The sequence below is a fragment of the Streptomyces nidicola genome, from assembly GCF_050106155.1.
Classification (GTDB): domain Bacteria; phylum Actinomycetota; class Actinomycetes; order Streptomycetales; family Streptomycetaceae; genus Streptomyces.
In genome coordinates this window covers 2,953,700-2,978,901 of record NZ_JBNBPI010000001.1, presented here as the reverse complement: position 1 = coordinate 2,978,901, position 25,202 = coordinate 2,953,700, and the positions used below count along the sequence as shown (strand labels likewise).

The following is a 25,202-nucleotide window of genomic DNA, read 5'->3' as shown; positions in this document are numbered from 1 at the left end:
CCGTTAACTCCCGTAACCCTGGGGGCGCTCGCCGTGAGCTGGGTGGTCAGCTAGCCGTTACCGCCCTCACCGCCGTTACTGCCGTCGGCGTCGTCTCGGCGCCTTCGGTACGCTGCGTCGCGCATCGCGAGGGCGCGGCGGGCGGGGATCAGGCGCCTTCGGATCCGGCGGCCGGTGCGTGTACATGGGTGACCAGAGGGTGTGTGAGCGGAGTGCCGACGGACCCTAGGGGCGCAGACGGTGGACGGGCTTCGCCGGTCGGTATGTGGCTCACGACCAGCTGACGCCCCGTCCTCAGAACAACCCGTGCCACATCTGCTCGATGATCAAGGACCACCAATTGTCCGGCTGCGACAGGGCGTTGGGGTCGATGGCCAGGAGGCGGGTCTGGAGGTCGGCGACGATGGTGCCTGCCGTGTGTGGGGTCGCGTCGACCATGTGGCCGCGCGTCGCGTACAGGGTCGCGAGGGAGTACGAGAAGGCGGCGACCGAGGAGTTCACGTACTGGAGGCTGCCGTCCAGGGGCATGGCCGCCCAGACCTGGCCGCTGTCGCGCTGCACCGTGATCACGAACATGCCGTCCGTGCCGATGCGGGTGTGTGTGGCGAGGGTGTCGGCCGCGGCAGGGGGCAACTGGGCACCGGTGCCGATGAGGTGGGTACGCGCGTCCGCGAACATGCCGCCCATGACGGGTGGGACGCCGGGAGCATCGGTGTCCGCCAGGAAGAAGAGGGGGACGTCGGCTGGAAGGCCGGCGACGCTCAGTGTTGCGCGGGCCGCGTCGGGGAGCGGCGCGTTGGACAGGAGTTGGGGAGCGTAGCGGCGGACCTTTTGCTCGCCGAAGACCTGTGTGAGAAGCGGGCCGAGCTCCGCGTCAGGGAGGACGTGTGTGGGTGGTGCGGGGTGGGGGAGCGGTGCGCGAGACGGTTGTGGCGGCGCCTGCTGGCCCGCGAGCTGGGACATCATCTGCGCGTGGGACGTGAGCGCGGCGATGCCCTCGGTGCGGGAGGCCTGGTCCCGGCCGTACGGGTGCGCGTGCGAGTGGGAGGCGTTCGGGAACGTGGACAGCAGGACGTTCGCCGTGTAGCCGCCGGGGAAGTAGCCGGGGCACAGGTCCGTGTGGATCGCGACCACGTTCTCCACGGGCACCCTCAACTCGCCCAGCTGCGCCATGCCCTGGTACTCGGCCGGCGGCTTGCCGGGCGCCGAGGTGGCGGTGACGTAGGCCTCCTGGCCGGTGCGCGGGTCGACGTAGGTGAAGACCGCGGTGTTCCCCGGGCCGGTGGCCGGGCGGCCCGGTGGCGGGCCCGCGGGGGTGGGAGCGGGTGCCGACTGGTGCGGTTGATGGGGTGGCGCGGGCGCCGCCATCGGCTCGGGCGGGGCCAGCGGGTAGTCCACCACGGTGGGTGTCCGTTGCGGGGATGTGGTGGGCGGAACCGGAACCGGTGCCGGTGCCGGGATCGGTTCCGGTGCCGTCGACTGTGGAGCCGTACGTTGTGGGACCACTGGAGCCGTGGGACCGGAGGCAGCAGGGCCGCCGGCCTCGCCCCTGCCGGCGGAGCCCAATGCCGCCGCGTACTCCGTGAGTCCGTCCTCCTCGAACGCCCCCGCCAGCATCCGCGCGCGCTGCGCCGGTCCCGCCTGCGTACGCGTCAGCAGTGGGGCGATCCGTAGGTACGTACGTCCCGGAGCGGGGAGCGATTCGCGCGCCCGGGTATCCGTCGTGATCTCGTCCAGCGCGGCCCGCAGCACCACGGGGTCCGTGTGCGCCAGGAGCCACGGGTCCTTGAGCAGGCGGGGCAGTTGGCCCGCGCCCAGGAGGTGGCCGACGATGCCGTTCCGTACGTAGGGGTCGGCGTGTGACCAGCCGTCGTCGGGGACCCGCTCAAGCAGCTCCATCGCGAGGCACAGGTGCGCGGCGCGTACGTCGGGCAGCGTGGCGCGGAGCGCTTCGCCGAGGGCCGGGTGTGCGAGGGCGATCAGGGTGGGTCCGGCTGCGTCCTCGTCGTTCACCGTGGTGACGAACGGGCCGGCGAGCGGCATTCCGTTGGCGATGTCCGGCGCCAGGTCGCGGCCGGCCAGCGCCGAGGCCAGTGGTGCCCACAAGGGCAGGGGGAGCCCCTCGCCCTCGGCGAGGGCCAGTGGAGCGAGCATCGCAGGCAGGAGGGTCGGGTCAGTGCCGAGGCGCTGGGCGTGCATGGCGACGGCGTCGGCGGGGCCGGCGGGGAAGAGGGCGGCGTTGGGCGGCGGCTCTGGTGCCAACAGGTGGGCGTTGACCGCCAGTTGGGCGGTCAGACGGCTGCCGCCCGGGCCCGTGGCCGTGCGTGACGCGATGCCCTGCGCGAGCCAGAGCCGCATCTGCGGGTCGTCGGTGAACGGCAGCCGGGGCGCCCCGAAAGCCGGATCGAGTGCGATCTGGGTCTGCAGGGTGAGGCCGTGGAGGTCGGCGTGCTCGGGTGCGTCGAGATCGATGACCTGTGCCGTCCCGGCGGGGAGCGCGGCGGCGATCTCGGCGGCCACCGCGCGCGGGACCTCGGCGAGGAGTCGTACGGAAGGGAGCCCCGCGAGCGGCAGCAGCAGCTCGCGCGCCATCCGCTCGGGCCCGCGCCCGGCCCGTACGGGACCCGCCTCGTCCACATCCGGCACCACGATCACGCGCTCACCCGCGCCCAGGGCCTCGTACACCTCCGCATCGCGCGCGACGTCGATCCCGTAGTGGTCGGCGAGCACCCACAGCAGCTGGGCCGGTGTGAGCCCGGCGGCGCTCGGCACCGCGGGCGCGGGCAGCGGCGGCGGGACCGTCCACGGATCGAGGCGCGAGAGGTCGATGCGCTCGCGGTGGCCGGGGTCGCACAGCATCAGGAAGCCGGTCAGCAGGCGCGAACTGCCGCACCCCGGCGAGCCGGTGAGGAGCGCGACGCGCGGCACGCCGGGCGCGGCGGCCCGCCAGGCGGCGAGCGCGCGCAGGGCGGAGGCGCGGCCGCCGATGAACGGATGCGGCTCGAAGGCGACCTGCTGCGCCGCTGCCATGGGGTGCTGCGGCGCAGCCATGGGCTGCTGGGGCGCTCCCATGGGGCTGTTCTGCCAGCTCACGACTCTCCCTGGTTCCCCGTAAACACGTGCATGCCCACCTTAAGGGCGGCCTCTGACAACGGGACACGCGTGGCCGGTGGGGGTGCCCAGGTGCCCGAGTGGCTTGGTAAACTCCGCGCAAAATTACGTCTGTTGGGCCTGTTGTGGCACGCGGGGTCCTGCGGATGTACGGCGACACGGGGGAGATGCCGCCATGGCGATGATGCTGCCGGACGAGTTGGCGTGGCTGTTGGAGATGTTGGGCTTCGACTGGCCCACCGCCAACGAGGACCACATGATGCAGGCCGCGCAGACGTGGCGCGATTTCGGGGCGCAGGTCGGGGACATCCAGTCGGATGCGATGCGGTCGGCCGGGAATGTCACGTCGGACAACTACGGCGAGTCGATCGACGCGTTCGTCGAGAAGTGGGACAAGTTCGCGGGCGGGTCGGGGTATCTGGACGATGCCCGGCAGGCGGCCGAGGTGATCGCGTCGGTCTTCGATGTCGCGGCGATGCTGATCATCGGGATGAAGATCGCGGTGATCGTTCAGCTGATCGTGCTGGCGGTCCAGATCGCGGTGGCGGCGGCGACGGCGGTGGTCACGTTCGGGATATCGGCGGCGGCGTCGGCGGCGATGACGCAGGTGACCCGGATCGCGGTGCGCAAGATTTTGAAGGAGGCCGCGCAGGCGCTGCTGGAGGCGGCGCTGGAGGCGGTGAAGGAGCCGTTCGTCTCCGCGCTGGAGGAGATGAGCAAGGATCTCGTCGCGCAGACGGTGAACCAGAACTTCGGTGCGCAGGACGGGTACAACCTGGGGCGGACCGCTGAGGCGGGCAAGACGGCCGTCAAGGACGGGTTCGACAACTTCGGCCAGACATTGGGTGAGTCGCTGCGGGACGGGGCCGGGGGCCGGGCGGGGTCGCATGCGCGGGGTGGGCTGGACAGTGCGGCGGGGAACTCGTCGTCGTCGGGTGGGGCGGATGGGGATGCGGGGGCTGGGGCGGGTTCTTCGGGTGCCGGGTCCGACTCTGGGGCTGGTGCCGGGTCCGGTTCCGGTTCCGGTGGGGACGGGGCTGGAGGTACGTCGGCGGGTGCCGGGGTGGGAGCTGGTGCCGGTGGAGCGGCGTCCGGTGGATCCGGGGCCGGTTCGGGCGGTTCCGGTTCCGGTGGATCAGGGGCTGGCTCCGGGGCATCCGGGTCCGGCGACGGAGGCGGTACGGCTGGCGCTTCGGCTTCCGGCGACCCTGGCGGCACGAGTTCAACAGGTAGTGGCAGTACTGGAGTTGGTTCGCAGGCGACCTCGAACGGTGACGCCGGATCGACACCGACACCGACACCGACACCGACACCGACGCCGACTCCTTCCCCGGCGCCGTCGTCCGACCGGCCGCTGACCCCGTTCGACGCGGGCTACCACGAGCAGCAGCCGGCGCCCGGATCCTCCACGTCGTCCGATGCCGGCGGCTCCACGGGCCCGTCGAGCACACCGGATTCCTCACCCGGTTCGACCGGTTCGCAGAGCACGCCGGACGTGTCGACGGGTACGGACGCGCAGCGCAACGGCAGCGAGACGGCCACACCCGCGCCCGCCGCACAGACGGACCCGTCCTCCTCGGTGCCGCACGCGCGCGTGGACGTGGACACGAACACGCCGTCGCCCGCGCCGACCCCCATACCGGATTCGGCGCCGCCGACCGGCCAGCCCGATCCGTCCCACAGCATCAACACGGCCTCGGAGAGCGCCGCCCCGACGCAGGAGTCCAACGGCGCCGCCGCACAGATCCCTTCGCCTGACCGCGGTAACGATCCGTCGACCGCGACCGACCCACGTACGCAGGTCCAACAACCCACGACGACGGCGACGCCGGCGGGCACCCCCACGCCCACCGACACCTCGTCACCCGCCCCCACCTCCACCTCCACGACCCCGGGGTCCATACCCAGCGCGGGTACGGGCGCCCACACGGGTTCCGACTCGCCCTCACGTACGTCGTCCAGCCCCACGTTCCACTCCCAAAGCGCCACGGCCACCGAGGCCCACCCCTCGACCCGCCCCGCACCCACGGCGAACCCGACGCCCACCGGCGACCCCAACGCCACAACACCGACCCCGAACGTCGCACCGACCGCGACCGCGACCGCAACCCCGGGCCCGGTCACGAACACCCCCACCACGCCGACCCAGGGCCCGTCGCGCCAGCCCAACTCAACGGCCACGCAGCCCCGTACGGACACCCCCCGTACCGAGGCCCCCCACCGCACGACCCCCACACCGACCCGCCCCGAGTCGACAACCCCCTCGACGCCCCGCCCCAACACCCCCAGCAACAACAGGTCCGGCACGGCCAACCCCAACCCCAACACCCCGAATCAGCCCGGCATCTCCGCCACACCCACCCCGAACCAGACGCCCAACCAGGCCCCGAATCCGGCTCCGAGCCAGACGCCGAACCAACCTACGAACCAGACGCCCAACCCGGCCCCGAATCAGGCGCCGACCCAGGTCCCGGTCCAGGTCCAGGTCCCGATTCAGACCCCGAACAACACCCCCGGCGCCCAACAGCCCAGTTCGAACGGCCACCCCGCGCATGAGTCCTCCGACACCACGCCCCCCAAGCAGGACCAGCCGGCCCCCCTCTCCCAGGGCCAGAGCCTCCAGCAGATCCGCGACAGCCTCAACCACGCCCCCTACGGCCTGCTGACGCCGGACCCCGCCCACCAGCAGGCCCTCCAGGACGCCGTCCCCCGCAACCCGGACGGCACGCCCCAACGCCACCCCGACCCCAACGGTGAATGGGCCCAACTCCAGAACGACGGCGGCCTCCAGCAGCCCGGACGTTCCAACAACTGCCTCGACAACGCCCGCGCCGGCCTGTCCACCTGGTTCGGCGACCCCCAGGTCTCCGCACCCCGCACCCCGGACAAGAACCACGACGGCACACTCGACACGATGTCGCCCGAGCGCGACTCGTACAACAACCTCGACGCCTGGGCAGGCCGCCCCCAGATCTGGGCCGGCGCCGACCACCCCAGCCCCTACGCACGAATAGCCCACCACCTCCAGGAGGCCGGCCCCGGCTCCGCCGCCATCGTCGGCGTCCAATGGCCCGGCGGCGGCGGACACGCCTTCAACGTCTACAACCACAACGGCCAGATCATCTGGGTCGACCACCAGACCGGCGAGGTCAGCCCCAACCCCATCCACACCGGCGCCGCCGGCGTCCGCTACGTCCCGTTCGACTCCAACGGGCAGACCATGGACGCCCCATGGGAGAAGAAGCAGGACACGGAATCCGAGGCATCGGACGCATCTGAATCGTCTGACTCCGACTCATCCAACTCGTCCAATACGTCTGAATCGACCAATGCATCCGACTCCGACTCGTCCCAGTCGGCGGATTCGTCACAGTCGTCCGAGTCACCTCAGCCCGATCAGGAGCAGGGTGGGTACGGTTCGGACTCCACGGCCTCCTATGGCGCGGCCCCTGAGCAGCCCAACCAGGATCAGCAGCAAGGGCAGCAGGAACAGGGGCAGCAACAAGAAGAGGGGCAATCCAGGCGGGACTTGGATCCCACGCGCGCCAATCGGAACGGCGGCCTCGTTGCTGAGAATTCGGGCGACCTTCAGCAAGGGGTGGCTCCTGACCCGATTCAGGCTTCTCTGCGAGAGTCCCACAGCGTGTATCGGACCGACCTGGATGCCGTGCACCAGACCATGCGGGACTGGGTCGATCCGGAGAAGCACCCTGAAGCTCCCCTTTCTGGGCTCCTGGAGCAGGCGGCTGAGCGTCGGAAGGCCTATGAGAAGGCGATGGAGCCGGTCGAGACGCCTCGGAGGGCCTTGCAGGCTGCTCTCATCGAGGAACGCGCGATCGAAAAACAGGTCAAGGAGCACGAGAAGAACGGCGAGACGGACCAGGCGACCGCACTGAAGGACGGAGAGCTGGCCGAAGCCGCGGAGCGCAGGGCGGAGGCTCAGCAAGTCCATGACGAGGCCGTAGAGAACCACCGTGGCACCAAAGTCCCGCCAACTGCCTTTACCGACGCCGAGTTGAGAGACGCTCTCGGTGAGAAGTTCGCCACGATGAACGACGGTGAGAAGTACGCCGTGATCGCGGCGATCGCGCGCATGAGCAACTCCTTCCACGCGGACAACGCGGTCGGAAACAGCCCGGAGCGCCCCCCGGACAGTCACAGTCCCTACGAAGGCACCACCAAGGGCAGCGGTAACAACCAGGTGCCCAATCCTGCCCAGAGCGACCACGAGTCCTCAGCGGCGAGGCGACGCAACGAAGCGGCGGCGGACCTGCCTCCGAAGTACCGCTCGGACACCGAGTCGAAGAAGGCGTTCGCCAATCTACGGTCCGTCTTCAACGAATCCGTGGCCGAGGACCTGTCGTCCGTGAAGCGACGGAAGATCCAGGACCTTCTCGAGTCCGCGCTCGAATCCGGTACCGGGCCCGATCTGTCAGGCAAGAACTATGCGGTTGTCGAGCTGGTCGACGCCAAGGGCAACAGTACCTACGTCGTCGATTCCTCCGTCCCCGCCGGCTTGGACGCGGTCAGCCCCCTGCACTCCGAATCGCATATTCTGAACTGGATCGATACCGTCAATGGCGCCACTGAGCCCGGGGTCGACCCGAAGTACACGATTGCCGGCCTGTACACCGAACGTGAACCTTGTGGTTCGAGGGAGCTCAACTCTGGTTACGCCGAATGTTCCCGAACCATCGCGCAGCACGAGTCCATGAACGGTGTTCCGGTGTACTACAGCACGACGTACCGGCACTCGGACAAGGAGTCGAAGAACAGGATGGACGAGGAGTTGGCAGATCACCTCGCTGTCGTCGCGGAGGCCTGGATCCACGTGAGAACACAGATGGTCGGGGCGAATGGTCAAGGGGACCCTGCCGCGTAGGAGCTGGAATTCCTCCCTGCGAATTGGCCAACCGGCGCCGGGGCAATTGTCGGGCTCTGAGACTGGGTTCAAGCAGTAACTTCGGGTTGGGATGTGAAAGTGAGCAGCACGCGCAACGGGTCACAAGGGTCGGCGCATTTCGAGGAGTTGTCCCCTGAGGCGGCGATCGACCGCATCGCCGATGGCTGGCAGAAGCGCACGGGCTGGGGCGTCAACTGCGTCGTCGATCGGTCGGGCCGCCGTGGCGAGGAAGTCCTGCACGCCGTGCGGGAACGGGTGCCCGACAGCGTCCTCGTCGACGTGGCCGGCCGCACCGCGGACGAAGCGCTCACCAAGGTGCTGGACGCTCTCGGGGCGCGGGCCAAGGCACCCAGATCCTGGACCCGGCAGGTGCCGAAGAAGCCGGCTCGGCTGGTTCTCGTCTCCCACCTGGAACTGGTGGGCCACACCCGGACCAGTGGCGAACCGCAGCGCCTGCTGCGCGCCTTGGGCAGGATCGGTGGCAAGGGCCACGCCGTGGTCGTGGTCACCCGGGACGCCGACCTCCTCGGCACCGGCGACCGCCCGCTCCAGCTGTCGGTACAGGCCGAGGCGCCGCGCGAAGCGCCCGTAGAGGTACAAGCGTTGGCGCAGGCGGAGGCGCGTACGGTGCCGTACGGCGTCTGGCAGGAATTGGTCATGGGCGTGACCGGCCGGCCCGTCGAGGTCGACCACTTGATGCGGGTGGTTGAGCAGCACGGAGAACTTCTGGTCGCCGAGGGCGACGGCCAGGTGGTCTCCTTCCGGGACGAGTCCGTTGCGCGAGAACTGCGCGGGCAGCTCCCGGCCGAAGACCGGGCACGAACCCACCGCCATCTCTACAGCCACCTCGCGGAGTTGAGTGCGCAGTGGGCGAATCCGGAGGGCCGCGCCGACACCGACCCACTGGCCCGCTACGCCGCGACCGCGCTCGCCGCCCATGGCGCGGTCGCTGACTCCGTCACCGGGGAAACGGACTTCCCCCTGTTCACCGCGCTGCTGCGCGACACCCGCCTCATCGCCCACGTCCCGCCAACAGCCTTGCTGGAGGCGGCCGAAGGCGCAGGTATGAAGGAAGCGCCTGCCTGCTCGGTGCTCGCCGACGCGGTGCTGGCCCGGGACTACGCCATCCTGCCGTGCGCCCAGCCGACCTGGGTGGCCTGGCTGCACCTGCAGGCGACGGTTCGGGGCGATACGGAGCTGGCGGAGGGCCTGGAGCGCAGTGGTGTCCGGTTGCCGTGGCGGGTGCGGTGGTCGCGGTGGCGGCCGCCGGCGGGCCTGCATGTGTCGTACCTCGGCTTCTCCGATGTCTACGACCTGATGGAGATGCGCTTGCACGACCGCCCGGTGGCGGCAGCGTTGGCCTATCAGGGCCGGGAACGCCATGTGACCCTGCACGACCCGCGGAGCGGCGACGTGCTGGCCACTGGAGCCTGGGTGCGCAACCAGCCTCCCGAGGAGGCGGTGCCGGGCCTGCGCTGGCCGACCCCGGGAGGCGAGGACGACCGCCCAGAGGTGGATCCGGCGAGCCGTTATCTCCTGGAAGCAGGACCGGTGACGATCGACAACATCGTCGTAGTCGGCGGCTGGGGAGGCCTGTTCGGCATCGAGCCCGCGTCGGACGCGACGCCCTTCGCCGGTCTCAGCCTGCGCCACCGCTCCGAGGCGCTGTGCCCGTCCGTGCTCACCGCTCCGGCGACCGTCCCGGCCCACGGCCCCGCGCCTCGCCCCGAGGACCTCGACACGATCTTCGCGGCCGAATCCGGCACGCTGTACCGGGTGCAGGAGCCCCTGCTGCCCGAGGGCCTCACCGATCCGGCCACCCGTGAGTTCCTCGTCACGCAGGGACTGCCGTCCTTCCGCGACGTACACGGCCTCGGCTTCTTCGGCCTGGAACCGGACGACCGCAACCTTCTGCGGGAGGTGTCCTGGCCCGCCGATGTCCCGCGCGCCGACTACCAGCACGAACCGATCACCCTCACCGGTCCCTACTACGCCATCGGGCTCTGGATGGGCGACGACGTGGTGATCGACGGCCCGACCGGGCGGATCCTCCATCTTCCCGGCGGGAACCGCGAGGACTCCAACAGGGCGGAGATCGTGGGGCGGAACCTGCACGACTTCCTCGCGATGGTCTCCGCCTGGCTCCTCGGCGTCCAGGTGTTCACGACCTCGGGCGACGAGACCGAGACGCGCGACGTCGAGCCCCGGGTGAAGGGCCTGCAGACCGCGATCGACCCGATCGGCGCGGCGGCAGGAATCTGGGGAGTGGCGTTGATGGACCACTAGGTACGGCCGGCCGGCGGATCTCCGTGGATGATTTGCTGCTGACATATCTGAGGAGGGCGAGGTCTTGACGCATCTCGAACTGTTTTCCCAGAAACTCATCGACGACGAATCCATCGCCGTCACGGAGATCACCGATCGCGTCGCCGCGTGGCTGTCCCAACGGGATGGCCGAGGGGTCGATGAGGCAGTGGCGTGTCTGCTGACGACGCGTGATGAGCGGGTCGCGACGTTCGCTGCCCAGTATCTGTCCCTGTTGCCCGGGCTCCATGTGGAAAAGAATCGCGTTGCTGAGCGGCTCCGCGGTGTCGAGGGTATGGCCCCTGCCGTTTCCCGGCTGGTCCCATGGCTGTCGGCCCGGCTCCTCGAAGAGGTGGTGAACGACTATCTCGAGGCCGGCGACACGTACGGGCCATGGTTCGACGTCGTTTATGAAGTGAGTCTTTATCAACCTGAGCTTTTGCGCCCGCAGTTGAGTCGAATCGAGGATCCCGATGTTCGGTTCGGCATGTTGTCCGGTGGGCCGGATTCCTATGTGCCGGGACTCGGACGAAGGCTCGGGGTACGAGCCTGCCTACATGGGGTCAGTGGTCGACCGCGGCCAGAGTCCGCACATCATGGGCGGGACGTACGCCGGTGACATGCCGCTCTGCCCTGTCTGCGACCGGCCCGCAGGGCTCGTGTTGACGCTCGGGGCGGCAGCCTTGCCCTTCCCGCTGAGCACCGATCCCTCCTTCTTGTGGTACACCTGCCACTGCTACGCGCTGGACTTCGTGACGGTGAAACTCGTACCGGACGGGCTCGAGGTCTTCTACGGCCCGCAGGGGCCCGGAGTTGACGGCGGTCACGTTGTGCCGGGCGAGCGGGCCCTGGCGCTTGAGCCTCACCCGAACCAGTTGGGAATCAGCGTGGACGCCACGGGCGGCAACTCCCGTCACCAGGTGGGCGGGCGCCCCAGGTGGATCACAACAGCGTCGCACCCACGCTGTCGACTACGTGGTTTCCGGCGAGAGGGACGGGGGCCCATAGCCATGTACGAGAGCGTCACCGCGGACGCGGCGATCGAGCGGATCGTCGACCGGCAGCGGCGCGGCGAACCGTACGTCGTCGAGCTGATGGGTTCGGCAGGCTCGGGGCGCACGCAGATCCTCCGGAGTTCGGAGGCGCTGCTGCCGCGGTCCGTATGGGTCGACGCCACGGGGCTCGAAGCGCAGGAGCTGCTGGGGCAGGTACGTGACGGGCTGGATCAGGTGCCGCCCGGTGACGGGCCGGTGGTGGTGCTCGTCGCGCAGGGGCAGAGGATGGCCCGTGCGGGGGCAGCGGGTTACCCGAACGCCGCCCTGAGTCTCCTGAACCGTGAAATCGTCCGGCCGGCCGGCGCGCTGGTCGTCGTCGAAGTCGACTGGCATGACCGGTGGTTGGCGACGCGGACGCGCCTGGAGGTCGAGGTGCCGCGGCGGCAGCCCGATGAGAGTCGTTCGCAGGAAGAGCGGCGCGAGTGGGCCTTGCAGGCACTCGCTCTCGCACAGTCGCCCTCGCCTCCTGTCGAGGTCTGGCGCCAACTCTCCCGTCTGCTCAATGGCGCCGAGCTGGAACTGCCCCTGGACGCACCGGAGATCTCGGTCGCCGGGGACGGCCGTGTGTGGTTCGACAACTGGTCGCGTCGAGACGAACTGAGGGCCGCGGTGGACCTGGGCCACGCCCGCCGCGTCCACGCCGAGATGACCCAGTGGCTGCGCGACCGGTTCGACGAAACGGCGAACGGCGTGGGGCGCTACGCCGTCTTCGCGTTGGCCAGGCACGCGGCGCGCGGAGGAAGGTACGGCGAGTCCTTCCACGAACTGGCAGGCGATGAGCGCCTGTTGGCAAAGCTTTCGCCGCACAGTCTCATCGAGGCCGATGAGATGGTGCGCGCCAAGCTGGACGCCGTACGGATGAACCCCGCCCTCCGTGACCGTTACGCCGCCTGGTCGGCCCCCACGCCGGCCAGCCGTGCGCGCGACCTGGAGACGGCAGGTCTGCGCACCTTCGAGTTCGACGAGTGGGCGTCCTGGCTGGCCCTGGCAGCGCGGGCGCAGGGTGACGAGGCGACGGAGGAGGCCGTGGCCGATGCGCACCCGGACCGTCCGTGGACGGTGCGCTGGGCGCACTGGCGTCCGCCGGGCGTCGTCGACCCGCGGCGGGTGTTTCCCGGTCCGGTGACCGGCTTGGAGCTCGCGCCCGAGGGCTGGGATCCGGAGGGGCGGACGGCGGTCGTCGCGCGGGACGACACTCCGTCGAAGCCGCGCTACTGGGTGTTCGACGCGGCCACGGGCGAGGTGCTGGCCGGCCCGTGGACGGGTTCCGTGCCTGCCTTCGGGCAGCGTGAGCCGTTGTGGCAGGGCGGAGGCGGCCGCCTGCGGGCGTGGGCCGCATTCGACCCGTTCCCCAAGGAGCCGGGGCTCGTGCGGGACCGGTTGACGGTCGGGGACCTGGTCGTGGTGGCGTCGACCGGCGGAATCTTCGCGGCCGAGGCCATGGATCCCGAGCGGTTCGCCGACGGGTTCCCGGGCCCGCAGACGGTTGACGAGGACGACGAGTTCGACGATGACGATGACGAGGACTGGGCCGACGACCTCGACGCCGAGGCTGGTGGGGGCGCCCCCTTTGGCGCCGCCATGCAGTCCTCCCCGAACGCGGCCACGCTGATCGACGTGCGACCTTGCCATATCGCCCCGGGACAGGCGGACTTCGCGTCGTCCCCGGAGTCGGTGTTCGGTACGCAGTCCATGACCCGCCTCTCCGAATCACAGCTCCCAGCGGACATCACCGACCCCCGCGCCCGCCACACTCTGACGGTGGCCGGACTGCTGGCCTTGGCGGCGGCCGAGATCCATCTGGGCTTCGACCCGGAGGCCGAGGCCCCGCTGCCGCGCGTCCGTGCCCTGCCCTTGTACGTGCTGGGCGACTGGAACGGCGGCCCCATCGCCGTACACGCACGCACCGGCCGGATCTACCGCTTGCCCCGCCACGACAACTGGACCGAGACGGACCTCCCCGACGACACCCCACCCGGCGACGACTGGGACCCCGACTGGGACTCGGGGAGGTGGAACGTCGACTACGAGGCCCCTCACCTCATGGCCGAGAACCTGGACGTCTTCGTACGCCTCGTCACTACGTGGGCCGTACTCCGCGGCCACTTCCCAATGGCCTACACCCAGGGCGAACTCTTCGGCCTGCGAGACGAATTGGAGGATCGCCTGCGCGCCATCAGCCCACACGCCGCGCACAGCTGGTGGACCGAGGGGTTGCAGGAAATCATCTGACAAGCCCTGAAGGCTCCATGAGCTCCGAACGAGGAGGATCGATCTCCGGTGGTGCCCGGTGATTGGCCGTTCTTCGACCTCGTGGAACACATCGGCCAGGCGGCTCCGTTGCCCCCGGACGTCGGCGAGGGCCTCAAGTCGTTCCTGGGCTCCCTCATTGCGTCGAGTCCAGTCAAACGGACTCTCCGAGGCGCAATCCACTTCGCGGCGACGGGTGCGTCAGGTCCGCGCACCGGGCCAACAGGCCCGATCTCCTCTCGCCGTACGAGCCGCTGCTTGTCATGTACGAACGCGGAGGAGGGTTCTCGGTCAACCAGCAGCAGATCGACCTCAATGGGGTGAGCCTTCCCCTGTGGAACGCGGACGCGCCCATCACGTTCCCTCCTCTGACGGCCTTTGGGGCGACTGCCCTCGATGCTCTGGACGCCGGGGCGCGGGGGCACAACACCTACTTCGCAAAGATCCGGGACGGTTACCCGCGCGATCGGCCATCGGGGATTCTGCGCCGACGAGTTGTGGGCAGGGGCCGGCGGACGTTCGACGAAGCCTTCACCAGGAATCTCGAATGGCAGCCCAGCGAGTACGCGCGGCTGCATGAACTCGGCCACAACGACGTTGAGCACGCGGAGATCTCCGAGGCCGAGGCGGTCGCCTTCATCGACTGGCACTCAGGCAGGATCACAGGGTGAGCGTGGACCTTGATGCTGTACTCGGAGTCCTGGCAGCCGAGCCGGGGATGCCGTGGCGCACGCGGTGGGCCTGGTGGCGGCCGGCCGGCTGGTTCGTTGCCCAACCCAGCCTGAACGGTGACTACTTCGAGGTGCATTGCCGGCGCCAGGGGGCGGGCCTCGTCGAGGTGGTGGACCATCGGGGGTTGATCCGCCTCGACGCGGAGTCGGGACGCAGGGTGCCGGTGCCGCCGTTGGGCCGTGAAGGTGGGACGGGCGAGTCGGCGGTGCCTTTGGACGAGCTCGGCCCGGCAGAGCTGTACCGATGGGATCTGACCGCACCGGAGAGCTGGCAGGCCGCCGTCGCGTGGTCTGACGAGGAGGGGCGGGCGTGCCACCTCGTAGTGGACCCGCACGGCATCGCGATGCTCGAGACGGATGCGGAGGTGCTCCGGAACTGGCCACAAAGCGCGGGTATCGACACCTCTTCGTCCACGTCGTTCGAGTCTTCCCGGAGTCTGCCGCTCGGCGCCGCCCTGCGGCGAAAGCGGCTCATGGGGCCGTTGACCGCCGCCCGAATCGACGACGCGTTCGGAGCGGGTAACGTGCTGCGCGTACCCGACAGTGCGCTTCCCGAGGCCCTTGAGTACCCGGAAAGCAGACGGCACTTGCGGGATGTGGGCATCCCCGCGCGGTGGGCGTGCCATGGGGTCGGGTTCACGGCGTACGCCCTCGACGAGCCGCGGCCTGCGACCGCCGCCGATGATCTGCCACCGGACCTGACCGGCTTCGGGACGTGCGACTACGGCGACCTGTACGTACACGGTCGCGACGGCTCCGTACACATCCAGAGCCGACTGGAAGGACCGACGAACGGCACGCTCGTGCACCTGGCGCCGGATCTCGACGTTTTCACGCGTGTTCTGGAGGCGGTGTACCGCTACTCCAACGCCTGTTGGCACCCCTATCCGGTGGAGGGGGACCAGGAGACCGTGGCGCAGGAGTTCCTGGACGAACTGGAGGCGCTGGCACCGGGGTTCTTCGCCCCGCAGGCGCCCAGCGGTGTGCTGTGGAGCTGGTTCTGGGCGGGCATCACCGAACTTGATGTGGACGGCTTCTGAATTCAGAGCCGGTCGACCAGGTCGATCTGGACGTACCGCCGGGGGCCCCTGCGGTACGTGCGGGGCAGGCCTGATCTGTACGTGTTGGGGACCTGGAGCGGTGGTGTCATCGTCGACGGGGCGACCGGAAGGGTCTACCGCCTGCCCGAGCGCGACGACTGGGACATGGCGGACCTGCTGAACGATGACGCTGTGCCCCACGGTGAACGGTTTCCGGACCGGGACGCGAGCGAGCGGAACGTCAACTACGAGCATCCGCACGCACGTCATGGCGGAGAATCTGACGACCTTCGTCCGCCTCGTCACCGCGTGGGCAGCACTGCGCCTGCACTTCCCGATGGTGTTGGTGGACCGAGGACCTTCGGAGTCCGTAGGAATGGAGCTTTCCTTGTCCCTCGCGATCCTGAACGACCCCACCCCCGACGCCGTCGTCGCTCGGCTCCGCACCCCGTCCCAGGAGTGGGTGGAAGCGTGCACGGGTGAGCCCGGGACGTTCTTCCCCGTGATCGACATTGACAGCGGTGGCTACCAAGGGAAGGGCGGTGCTGTCGGTTGGAGTCCCGAGCCCGCCGAGATCTTCGCCGGTCACTACGGCAAGGACGACGTGATCCCCGCCTCCTGCAACTGCATCGGCGTCTGCGGCAGCGAGTACCACCTCATGGAGATGCCCACCGGCGAGATCTCGGTCTACGACCCCAACGGTTGGGACAGCGCCTCCGGCATGGCCTCCGCGCACGAGTTCGCCTCGGCCGCCCGATGACCTTGAGGGCGAAGACGTAGACGAAGACGCACGCGAGGAGGCCCTGGAAGCCGCCCTCCAGGAGTTCGGCGACTTCGTCGAGGCGCTCCCGCGGGACCTCGGTGGCGCCCACTTCTGGGAGGCGGCGACGCAGAGTCTCGTCGACCACTACGAGCCGTAGCCCGGGTCGGCCTCGGGATGAGCCACGTACCCCTGGTCGGCTAGGGTCGCGGGCATGACACGAACGGGTGGAGACGGCACCGGCCTGCAGTGGGAGGCGGACTTCTCGCGGAAGTGGGAGACCGAGCTTCCGCCGGAGGAGCGCGCGCTCGCCGAGGAGAAGGCGCGGGTCGCCGAGGTGGTGCGGCGCGAGCGGCTGCGGGGGATCGTGTGCGCGGCCGTCTTCCTCGCGGCGGCCGTCGCCGCGCTCGTCGGCCAGGCCGTGGGGAGCGCCGGCGCGGTCGCGATCGGCGCCAACGCCCTTGGTGTGGCGGGCGGTTGCTACGCGCTGTGGCTCGCCGTGCGGGGAACGGGCGGCATGGGACGTACGGGCCTGTGGGTCATGGTCGGCGCGCTGCTGGTCATCGGAGTGGGCCAGGCGATCTGACCCGCCCCAGCCCATTCCGGCCAGCCCTACCCGGCCCGTCCCTCACGTCATCTTGCTCATGCTGGAGATCGTGCCTCCGCTGCCCGCCGCGAAGTCGACATCGTTCTGTTCCTGGCGGATCAGCTGCTCGTTGAAGGACTCGTTCTCGTCGTGGTTCTTGGCCATCGCGCTGAGCGCGCCGCCGATGTTCGTCAGCTCCTGGGCCAGGTGCTGCATCGACTCGAACATGCCGGTCTGCAGACCCTCGTAGGCGATGCCGAACTTCTCGCCGATCTCGTCGTCGCCCCACGGCGGCATGTCCGCCTTGTCGGCGAAGCTGGTCAGGCCCTGGACGAAGCCCTCCACCTGGCCCTTCTCGGGGGCGGGGGCCTCGCCGCTGGTGGGGGCGCAGGCGTTCACGGAGGCGAGGCCGTTCTGCAGGGAGGCCGCCGCCCTGGCGAACGCGGCGCCCAGGTCCTGGAAGTTCGTGCCTTCGTCGGACAGGGACGTCGTATCGGTACGGAATCCTTCGCGGGGCATGAGGGTCCTCTCAGGCTGCGGACGGGCGGACGGGCGGACGGGCGGACAGTGGGTCAGAACAGGCCGTGCCACATCTGCTCGATGATCACCGACCACCAGTTGCCGGCGTCGTCGAAGCACGTGGGGTCGAGCGCGATCAGGCGGGCCTGGAGGTCGGCGACCGTCGACCCCGCCTCGTACGGGTTCATGCCCACCATGAGCTCGCGCGTGGTGGCGAGCGTGGCGAGGCAGTGCGCGAAGGCGGCGACCGACGCGTTGACGTAACGGCCGCTGCCCGTCGTCGGATTCGCCGCCCATACGCTGCCGGCCTCCTGCTGCACCGTGATGACGTACTGGCCGTCCGTGCCGACGCGGGTGTGCGCAGAGAGGATGTCGGCGGCGGCGGGGGACAGCTCCGCCCCGAACTCCCGCAAGTGCGTCGCCGCGTCCACGAACAGGCCGCCGCGCGGCGGGGCTTCGGGCCGGTCGGCGGTGAAGAAGAAGCGGACGTCGGCAGGGAGCCCGGGGCTCGCGAGGGCGGCGCGCGCGGCGTCGGGGAGCGCGGCCGAAGCGAGCAGTTCCGTCCCGTAGCGCTGCACGGGAAGCTTCCCCGGGAGCTCGGCCGGCAGCGTCGGCGCCGAGGCCGTCGGCGCGGGCAGCGGCACGCGGTGCGGGCGCGGCGGCGGCGCCTGGCCCGTGAGCTGCGCCATCGACGCCACCCGCTCGGTCAGCGCGGCGACGCCCTCCGCGCGCTCGGCCGGGTCCCCGCCGTACGGGTGGCCGGAGGAGAGTGCCGCGCTCGGGAAACCGGCCCTGAGCGCGTCGAGCGTGTAGCCGCCCGGCAGGGAGCTGGGGCTGAGGTCGGTGTGCACCGCCACCACATTGCCCGCGGGTACGTCCGCGGCGCGCAGGTCCGACCACGCCTGGTACTCGACGTGCGGCAGGCCCGGGCCCGATACACGGGTCAGGTACGTCTCCTCGCCGGTGCGCGGGTCGACGTACGTGAACACCGCGGTGTTGCCGGGGCCGGTGGCGGCGGGGGAGCCGTCGCCGGCCGGCGACGCGGCTTGCCGTTCGTCCTGGTCGTGCGTGGTCACGGCTGGGGTCTCCCTCGGACGGGGGCGGTAGGACGGGCGCGGTAAACGGTCAAGGTAGGCGGCGCGTTGACCGCAAAGTCTAGTGCCGCCCGGTGACAGTGGGCCGGGAGAGTGCCCAGGGCCCGCGTCGACGGAGTCCCGGGGCCCGCGTCAGCCCCGCCCCACCTGCCGCCGGTACAGGCTGATCGCCGACTCCGGCGGAAAGTTCGGGACGTACATCGTCGAGCCGTCCGCCTTCGAGATGACCAGGTGGCTGCCCCCGTACGAGGGCGGCTCGGTCGGCGGGAAGGTCGCGTAGACCAGGAAGCCCAGGTCGAACTCCTGGACGTTGAGCGTCGCCGGGGTCCCGTCCGCGCACAGCGGCTGGAACGTCGTCCGGGCGATCGCCAGGGCCTCGTCGGCGGTGCGCGGTGCGGTGGTCAACTTCCGTCTCCTCAGGTCTCGTTGCGCGTACGGCGCCGGGGATCGGATTCAACCGGTCCCCGGCGCCGTACCGTAGCTCGCCGACTAATTGCCGCGCATCGGCTAGTTGCTGCGCATCGGCATCCAAGCCGTCTGCACCAGCTGCGCCCCACCCTTGCGGGTGACGAGCATGCCTCGGCCCGGCGGCAGCTTCTGCGGCTTGAGCGGGCCGAAGATCTGGCCCTCGGCCGGGTCGCCGGAGAGCACGAGACCCGTCGCGCCGAGCTCCTTCATGCGCTGCATGACCGGCTCGAAGGACGACCGCGCCGCACCGGAGGAGCTGCGCGCGATGATGATGCGCAGGCCCAGGTCGCGGGCGAACGGCAGGTACTCGAGCAGCGACTGGAGCGGGTTGCCGGAGCTGGTGGCCACCAGGTCGTAGTCGTCGACGATGATGAACGCGTCCGGCAGGTCGTACCAGGAGCGGTTGCGCAGCTGCTCCGGCGTGACGTCCGGACCCGGCATACGGCGGCCCATGGAACCGGCGAGGCTCGTGACGACCTCCTGGAGCTGCGGTCCCGAGGCGCAGTACTTGTAGAGGTGCGACTCGGGCAGCTCGCTCAGGTGCGCGCGCCGGTAGTCACCGGCGACGATGAGCGCCTTGTCGGTCGCGTACCGCTCGGAGATCTGCTTGGCGATCATCCGCAGGAACGCGGACTTGCCGGACTCGGACTCTCCGTAGACCACCATCAGCGGGTCGGTCTCGAAGTCGATGAACGACGGCGACAGCGTGGTCTCGTCGACACCGATCGCGACGCCCCGCTCGGGGAAGTCGTTGCCCTTGGGGACCTCGCTGATGTGCAGCTTGGTCGGCAGCATCCGCACCGGCGGGGCCGGCGGGCCCTGCCAGTGCTCGGAGACCGTCGTCACCATGTGCTCGATGGCCTGGCCGAGGGACTCCACGTCGGAGGAGGCGTCGATCCGCGGCAGCGCGCCGAGCGAGCTGAGCTTGTCCGGGGTCAGACCGCGGCCGGGCATGCCGAGCGGCACGGCCTCCATCTTCTTGCGGTCGAACTCGGACTCCATCGGGTCACCGAGCTTGAGCTCCACGCGGTTGAGGAGCTGGTCGCGCAGGGCGGGCCGGACCTCGGTGTAGCGGCCGGAGCCGATGATCAGGTGGACGCCGAAGCCGAGGCCGCGCGAGGCCAGGTCGAGGATGACCGGGTCGAGCTGCTCGTAGTCGGTCTTGAAGGCGGCCCAGCCGTCGATGATGAGGAAGACGTCGCCCCACCGCTGGTCCGGGTACTGCCCGGCGGCGCGCCGGGAGCGGAACGTACCGATGGAGTCGATGTTGTTGGCGCGGAAGAACTCCTCGCGCTCGTTGAGGATCCCGCGCACCTCGGCGACCGTACGGCGCACCTTCTCGGAGTCGAGGCGCGAGGCGGCCCCGCCGACGTGCGGCAGGCCCTCCATCGAGAGCATGCCGCCGCCACCGAAGTCCAGGCAGTAGAACTGCACTTCGGACGGGGTGTGGGTGAGCGCGAACGAGGTCATGATCGACCGGATCAGGGTCGACTTGCCGGACTGCGGACCACCGACGACGAGACCGTGACCGGCCGAACCGGAGAAGTCCAGGTACTGGATGTCGCGCCGCTGTTCGAACGGCTTGTCCACCAGGGCCATCGGCACGACGAGCTTGCCGAGCGCCGGGTAGTCGGCGGCGTGCAGGCCGCGCTCCGGGGTCGTCGACAGCGGCGGGAGCAGCGAGTCCACCGAAGGGGACTCCTCCAGCGGCGGCAGCCACACCTGGTGGGCGGGCGGACCCTGGCCGACCATGCGGGCCACGATCACGTCGAGGACGGTGTCCGCGAGCGCGTCGTCGACCTGGTCGGGAACGACCTCGGGCTCCGGCTCGTGGATGATCTGCTCGGCGACCGGAGCGGCCGTGAAGAGCACCGGCTGCCGGTGGGTGCGCGAGCCACCGCCACCGGAGCCGCCGGCGCGGTACACGCCACCGACGTAAGCGGCCTTGAACTGGATCATCGTCTCGGTGTCGTACTTGAGGATGCCCGAGCCGGGGACGTTCGGCAGGTGGTACGCGTCGGGGACACCGATCGCGGTACGGGACTCGGCGGCCGAGAACGTACGCAGACCGATGCGGTACGACAGGAAGGTGTCGAGGCCGCGGAGCTTGCCCTCCTCCAGGCGCTGCGAGGCGAGCAGCATGTGCACACCCATGGATCGGCCGATGCGGCCGATCTGGATGAACATGTCGATGAAGTCGGGCCGGGCCGTGAGGAGTTCGGAGAACTCGTCGAGCACCATGACGAGGGACGGCAGCGGGTCCAGCGGGGCGCCGGCCGCGCGGGCCTTCTCGTAGTCGGTGATGTTCGCGTAGTTGCCCGCCGAGCGGAGCAGCTCCTGGCGGCGCTGGAGCTCACCGGTGATCGAGTCGCGCATGCGGTCGATCAGGGTGAGGTCGTCGGCCAGGTTGGTGATCACGGCGGCGACGTGCGGGAGTTCGGACATGCCCGCGAAGGTCGCGCCGCCCTTGAAGTCGGCGAGGATGAAGTTCAGCGTCTCCGAGGAGTGCGTCACCGAGAGCGCGAGCACGAGGGTGCGAAGCACCTCGGACTTACCGGAACCGGTGGCGCCGACGCACAGGCCGTGCGGGCCCATGCCCTCCTGGGAGGCCTCCTTGATGTCGAGCATGACCGGCTGCCCGTCGCGGTCCACACCGAGCGGCACACGCAGCCGCTCGTGCAGCGTGCGGGGCCGCCAGGTGCGCCCGACGTCCACCGAACCGGCGTCGCCGATGCCCATCAGCTCGGTGAAGTCCAGGTTGGCGAGGAGCGGTTCGTCGCCGTCCGCCGAACCGGCGCGCAGCGGCGCGAGCTGGCGCGCCAGCGCCTCGGCCTCGGTGAGCGACAGGGTGTCGCAAGTGCCGGTGTACTGGGTGCCGCCCTGCGACTCGAGCAGCAGCTCGCCCGGCTGGACCTGCACGGACAGCGAGCCGCGCAGCTCCTCGACGATGCCGGGGACCACCTCGATGATGGTGACGCCCTGCAGCCCCTCGGCGCCCGCGATCAGCGAGTCGTCGGGGATGTCGCCGCCGTCCATGACGACGACGAGGTGCGGCTGGTCGACGACCGGTGGGCCCTGCGGGTTGAACCGGCCGCGGCCCTCCAGCTCGTCGGCGAGCATGTCCTCGACCTCACCGAGGTCGCCCACGATCACGCGCTGGGAGCCCGCACCGTCGGTGCCGCTGTGCTGCACGTGCGGCAGCCACTTCGTCCACTCCCACTCGGCCATCGCACCGGGCGAGGCCACCACGGCGACGCGCAGGTCCTCGGGCGAGTGCAGGGTGCACAGTTGGGCGATCATCGCCCGGGCCGCCCCGTACGTGGTGTCCGGATCACCGGAGACGCTCACGTGGTAGAAGGAGCGCAGCGACACGGCCAACGGCAGTGCGTCCAGGGTGCCGTGGGTCTCCAGGAACGACTTCATCGCGTGCGCGGTGAGCGGTTCCAGCTCGTCGAGCGGCGCGGTCTCCGGCGCCATCAGGGGAGTTGCCAGCTGCTGCGGGCCGAGCCCGAGACGCACCTGCGTGAAGTCCGAGTCGCTGCCGCGCCGTTCCCACACCCGGCGGCCCTCGGCGACCAGCGCCCACAGCTGCTCGGGGTTGGGGTGCAGGAAGTACTGCCCGTCCCGCTGCATGCGCGCGGTGGTCCGCACATCACGCCGGACCTGGGTCAGGTACTTGAGGTAGTCCTGGCGTTCCTGGGCCATCTCGGCCCCGCCGCCCTGCCGTGCCTTGACCAGCTGCGTCAGCGCCATGGCCAGGGTGGAGACGATCATGACGCCACCCATGATCTTCATGATCGACTGACCCGAGGTGAAGAAGAACGCCGAGGATGTGCCCATGCCCAGCATGGGCAGCAGGCTCATCATGAGGTTCTGGTCCTCGGCCCGCGCCAGCTCCGGCGGCGGCTCGAGACGCACCTCGTCCGTCGGTACGTCGGGTGGCAACACCCGAGGCGGTCGCTTGACGATGACCACGCTCACCGAAGCACCAGTCCTTAAATCTTCAGTCGTCGATCAGTTCAGCGCGCACGGATGTCGTGCACGTCGGGACATGTCGGACCGCCCCCGTTACTGGCGGTTCCCCCAGGCCGAAGGCAAAGAGCTCCGGCGTGCCCGGTGATCCTACTGACTCTCGTCAAGTGCCGGGGCCTGTGGGGTGAGATGGGCTCAGGACGCTACGCTGTCGCACCGCGCGTGACGCCGTCCGGACGCCGCGCCGCCGCACCGATGCCACACCAAGTCATGACATTAGGGGGAACCGCGAGGTGAGCACCACAGCTCTTGCCGGGGGCGGAACCGGCTTCTGCCGGGTCACCGTCGCCGCACCGGACGCACGTATCGATGTGGCCCTGCCCGAGGACGCCGCTCTGGCCGACATCTACCCGGAGATCCTCCAGCTCTCCGGGCAGAGCCAGGCCGAGGGCGACCCCACCGGGTACCACCTGGTCCGCCGGGACGGCACCGTCCTCGACGCCGGCCGCTCGCTCGCGGACCAGCGGGTCCTCGACGGCGACGTGCTGCTGCTGCGCCCGTTCGCCGAGTCGCTGCCCGCCGCGGTGTTCGACGACGTGTCCGACGCGGTCGCCTCCGCCGTGCGCCGCGACCGGCGCCGCTGGACCGACGACCTGATGAGCGTCGTCGGTCTCGGCGCGGGCGTCCTGCTGCTGACGCTGATGGCGTTCGCGCTCTGGTTCTCGAACCCGATCAAGCGCGACATGCACAGCCTGCCCGGCATCATCGCCGGTGTCGTCGGCGTGCTGCTCGTGGCCCTCTCCGTGGTCCGCGCGCGGGTGTACGACGACCGTGCCGCGTCCACCTCGCTGGGTCTCGCCGCCCTGCCGCACCTGCTGATCGCGGGCTCGGGGATCTTCCCGACCGAGGCCGACTCGGGCCCGGGCCGGCTGCAGCTGCTGTCCGGCTGCGTCGTGGTGCTGATCGCCTCCGCGCTGCTCGTGGTGCTGCTGCCGCACGGCGACGCCGTCTTCGTCGCCGCGGCCCTCGGATCGGCCGTCGGCGCCCTGGCCACGTTCGGCGCGCTGATGACCGAGGCCTCGCCGAGCGAGGTCGCCGGCGTCACCGCGGTCGTCGCGATCATCGCGCTGGCCTGGCTGCCCGGCATGTCCGCCCGCTCCGCCCGGCTGCCCATCGGCTACCGCTCGCCGGACCAGATCTCCCAGGGCCGCGACTACGGGCGTGACGAGGAAGAGCACATCGACTTCGACCGCATCGGTGCCCAGGTCCGCCGCGCCCACGAGCTGCTCCTCGGCCTCGTCATCGGCTGCGCGGCCCTCGCCGTCGCCTCGGCCGGTGTGGTCCTCGGCTTCTCCGACGACGTCTGGGCGCAGCTGCTCGCCCTGGCCGCCGGCATCGCCCTCATGCTGCGCGCCCGTCTGTTCGACTACACCGCGCAGGTCGCGTCCCTCGTCGTGGGCGGCCTGGTGATTCTCGGTCTGCTGATCCTCGGCGTGACCCTGAACACCCCGCACGCCCTCCTGCAGAGCTTCATCCAGGGCGACAGCGCCCCGCTCAACATCCACATCCTGTGGTTCGCCGCCGCGATCGGCGGGGGAGCGGCCCTGCTCGTGATCGTCGGCCTGTCCGTGCCGCGCAAGGGCGTCTCCCCGTTCTGGGGTCGCATGCTCGACCTGTTCGACGGCTTCGTGCTGCTGACCCTCGTACCGCTGTGCCTCGCGGTGCTCGGCCTCTACACGCAGGTGCGCAGCATGGTCAGCTGATCAGGGGCCCGGTCGGCCGCCGTCGGGTCGGCCGCCGGGCTGCTGGTACGCTGTGTGACGGCCGTTTGTGTACGCGCCCCCGGCATTGCAGGACATTCCTGGGGGCAGCGCCCAGCGGATCCCCGCCTCCCGAGTTACGGAAGCTCTCCTGAGATGTAGACCAGGGGCACTCGGCGGCAATCAGACTCTACGAGGAGTAAGCGTGGCTCTCGACACCGCTACGAAGAAGCAGATCATGACCGAGTTCGGCACCAAGGAGGGCGACACCGGCTCCCCCGAGGTCCAGGTCGCCATGCTCTCCCGCCGCATCTCGGACCTGACCGAGCACCTCAAGACGCACAAGCACGACCACCACTCGCGTCGTGGCCTGCTCATCCTGGTCGGCCAGCGTCGCCGCCTGCTGCAGTACCTGGCCAAGAAGGACATCCAGCGCTTCCGTGTGCTGGTCGAGCGCCTCGGTATCCGCCGCGGTGCGGCCGGCGCCCGATAAGACGCTGTGAGAGGGGGCGGTTCCCGATTGTGGGGGCCGCTCCCTTTGCCGTACGTGCGCACTGTCACCGAGGCTTTGTAGTCTGGTGACGTACGACTACGCATATGAGGAGAAGCGCCACCTCGCCGCCGCCGGTCCTCGGTAGTGGCCCCCGGG

15 protein-coding genes are annotated in these 25,202 nt (G+C 70.1%); 10 read left to right on the top strand and 5 right to left on the bottom strand.

All coding sequences use genetic code 11. The features are described from left to right. Positions 1-294: 294 nt before the first annotated feature. Entirely contained in the window at positions 295-3,093 is a 2,799-nt protein-coding gene (locus ACOKM3_RS13390) for an SUKH-4 family immunity protein (protein WP_426900187.1), read from the bottom strand. Between the two features lie 103 nt (positions 3,094-3,196). On the opposite strand from ACOKM3_RS13390, the gene ACOKM3_RS13385 reads away from it, so the two are divergent. The 8 genes from ACOKM3_RS13385 to ACOKM3_RS13350 all read left to right on the top strand — a co-directional run bounded on the left by ACOKM3_RS13385 (position 3,197) and on the right by ACOKM3_RS13350 (position 16,740). After that, positions 3,197-7,993, top strand: coding sequence for a toxin glutamine deamidase domain-containing protein (locus ACOKM3_RS13385; RefSeq protein WP_426900185.1), 4,797 nt, complete (start codon positions 3,197-3,199; stop codon positions 7,991-7,993). Between the two features lie 99 nt (positions 7,994-8,092). Beyond that, on the top strand, positions 8,093-10,300 hold the full coding sequence (locus tag ACOKM3_RS13380; RefSeq protein ID WP_426900183.1) for an SUKH-4 family immunity protein: 2,208 nt from the start codon (positions 8,093-8,095) through the stop codon (positions 10,298-10,300). A 64-nt stretch (positions 10,301-10,364) separates the two neighbouring features. Beyond that, the gene (locus tag ACOKM3_RS13375) at positions 10,365-10,937 is read left to right on the top strand and encodes a hypothetical protein (protein WP_426900181.1); all 573 of its coding nucleotides are present in this window, start codon (positions 10,365-10,367) and stop codon (positions 10,935-10,937) included. 391 nt (positions 10,938-11,328) lie between these two features. Continuing rightward, complete coding sequence (locus ACOKM3_RS13370) at positions 11,329-13,605, top strand: SUKH-4 family immunity protein (protein WP_426900179.1); 2,277 nt, start codon at positions 11,329-11,331, stop codon at positions 13,603-13,605. Between the two features lie 281 nt (positions 13,606-13,886). Continuing rightward, a complete protein-coding gene (locus ACOKM3_RS13365; protein WP_426900177.1) occupies positions 13,887-14,294 on the top strand; it encodes a hypothetical protein in 408 nt (135 codons plus the stop codon). Next, the gene (locus ACOKM3_RS13360; RefSeq protein WP_426900175.1) at positions 14,291-15,394 is read left to right on the top strand and encodes an SUKH-4 family immunity protein; all 1,104 of its coding nucleotides are present in this window, start codon (positions 14,291-14,293) and stop codon (positions 15,392-15,394) included. The genes ACOKM3_RS13365 and ACOKM3_RS13360 overlap by 4 nt, the downstream gene beginning before the upstream one ends. Before the next feature lie 268 nt (positions 15,395-15,662). Next, a complete protein-coding gene (locus ACOKM3_RS13355) occupies positions 15,663-16,154 on the top strand; it encodes a hypothetical protein (protein ID WP_426900174.1) in 492 nt (163 codons plus the stop codon). A 214-nt stretch (positions 16,155-16,368) separates the two neighbouring features. Beyond that, complete coding sequence (locus ACOKM3_RS13350) at positions 16,369-16,740, top strand: hypothetical protein (protein ID WP_426900172.1); 372 nt, start codon at positions 16,369-16,371, stop codon at positions 16,738-16,740. Positions 16,741-16,782: 42 nt separating this feature from the next. On the opposite strand, the gene ACOKM3_RS13345 is transcribed toward ACOKM3_RS13350, so the two are convergent. The 4 genes from ACOKM3_RS13345 to eccCa all read right to left on the bottom strand — a co-directional run bounded on the left by ACOKM3_RS13345 (position 16,783) and on the right by eccCa (position 22,802). After that, positions 16,783-17,259: a hypothetical protein gene (locus ACOKM3_RS13345; protein ID WP_426900170.1), complete on the bottom strand. Its 477-nt coding sequence runs from the start codon at positions 17,257-17,259 to the stop codon at positions 16,783-16,785. 53 nt (positions 17,260-17,312) lie between these two features. Continuing rightward, on the bottom strand, positions 17,313-18,335 hold the full coding sequence (locus tag ACOKM3_RS13340) for an SUKH-4 family immunity protein (RefSeq protein ID WP_426900168.1): 1,023 nt from the start codon (positions 18,333-18,335) through the stop codon (positions 17,313-17,315). 150 nt (positions 18,336-18,485) lie between these two features. Continuing rightward, the gene (locus ACOKM3_RS13335) at positions 18,486-18,758 is read right to left on the bottom strand and encodes a hypothetical protein (RefSeq protein WP_426900166.1); all 273 of its coding nucleotides are present in this window, start codon (positions 18,756-18,758) and stop codon (positions 18,486-18,488) included. 102 nt (positions 18,759-18,860) lie between these two features. Further along, the gene (gene eccCa, locus ACOKM3_RS13330) at positions 18,861-22,802 is read right to left on the bottom strand and encodes a type VII secretion protein EccCa (protein WP_426900165.1); all 3,942 of its coding nucleotides are present in this window, start codon (positions 22,800-22,802) and stop codon (positions 18,861-18,863) included. A 284-nt stretch (positions 22,803-23,086) separates the two neighbouring features. Between eccCa and eccD the strand changes: the two genes are divergently transcribed. Together eccD and rpsO are read left to right on the top strand one after the other, a co-directional pair. Beyond that, positions 23,087-24,556, top strand: a complete 1,470-nt coding sequence (gene eccD / locus ACOKM3_RS13325) for a type VII secretion integral membrane protein EccD (RefSeq protein ID WP_426900163.1) — start codon at positions 23,087-23,089, stop codon at positions 24,554-24,556. 202 nt (positions 24,557-24,758) lie between these two features. After that, positions 24,759-25,046, top strand: coding sequence for a 30S ribosomal protein S15 (gene rpsO, locus ACOKM3_RS13320; RefSeq protein ID WP_266714890.1), 288 nt, complete (start codon positions 24,759-24,761; stop codon positions 25,044-25,046). The last annotated feature ends 156 nt before the right edge of the window (positions 25,047-25,202 follow it).

Excerpts from the sequence above, each read along its gene's own strand:
- ACOKM3_RS13370 (WP_426900179.1), top strand. The coding sequence starts at position 11,329 with ATGTACGAGAGCGTCACCGCGGACGCGGCGATCGAGCGGATCGTCGAC.
- ACOKM3_RS13365 (WP_426900177.1), top strand. The coding sequence starts at position 13,887 with ATGTACGAACGCGGAGGAGGGTTCTCGGTCAACCAGCAGCAGATCGAC.
- ACOKM3_RS13355 (WP_426900174.1), top strand. The coding sequence starts at position 15,663 with ATGGCGGAGAATCTGACGACCTTCGTCCGCCTCGTCACCGCGTGGGCA.
- ACOKM3_RS13350 (WP_426900172.1), top strand. The coding sequence starts at position 16,369 with ATGACACGAACGGGTGGAGACGGCACCGGCCTGCAGTGGGAGGCGGAC.
- ACOKM3_RS13345 (WP_426900170.1), bottom strand. The coding sequence starts at position 17,259 with ATGCCCCGCGAAGGATTCCGTACCGATACGACGTCCCTGTCCGACGAA.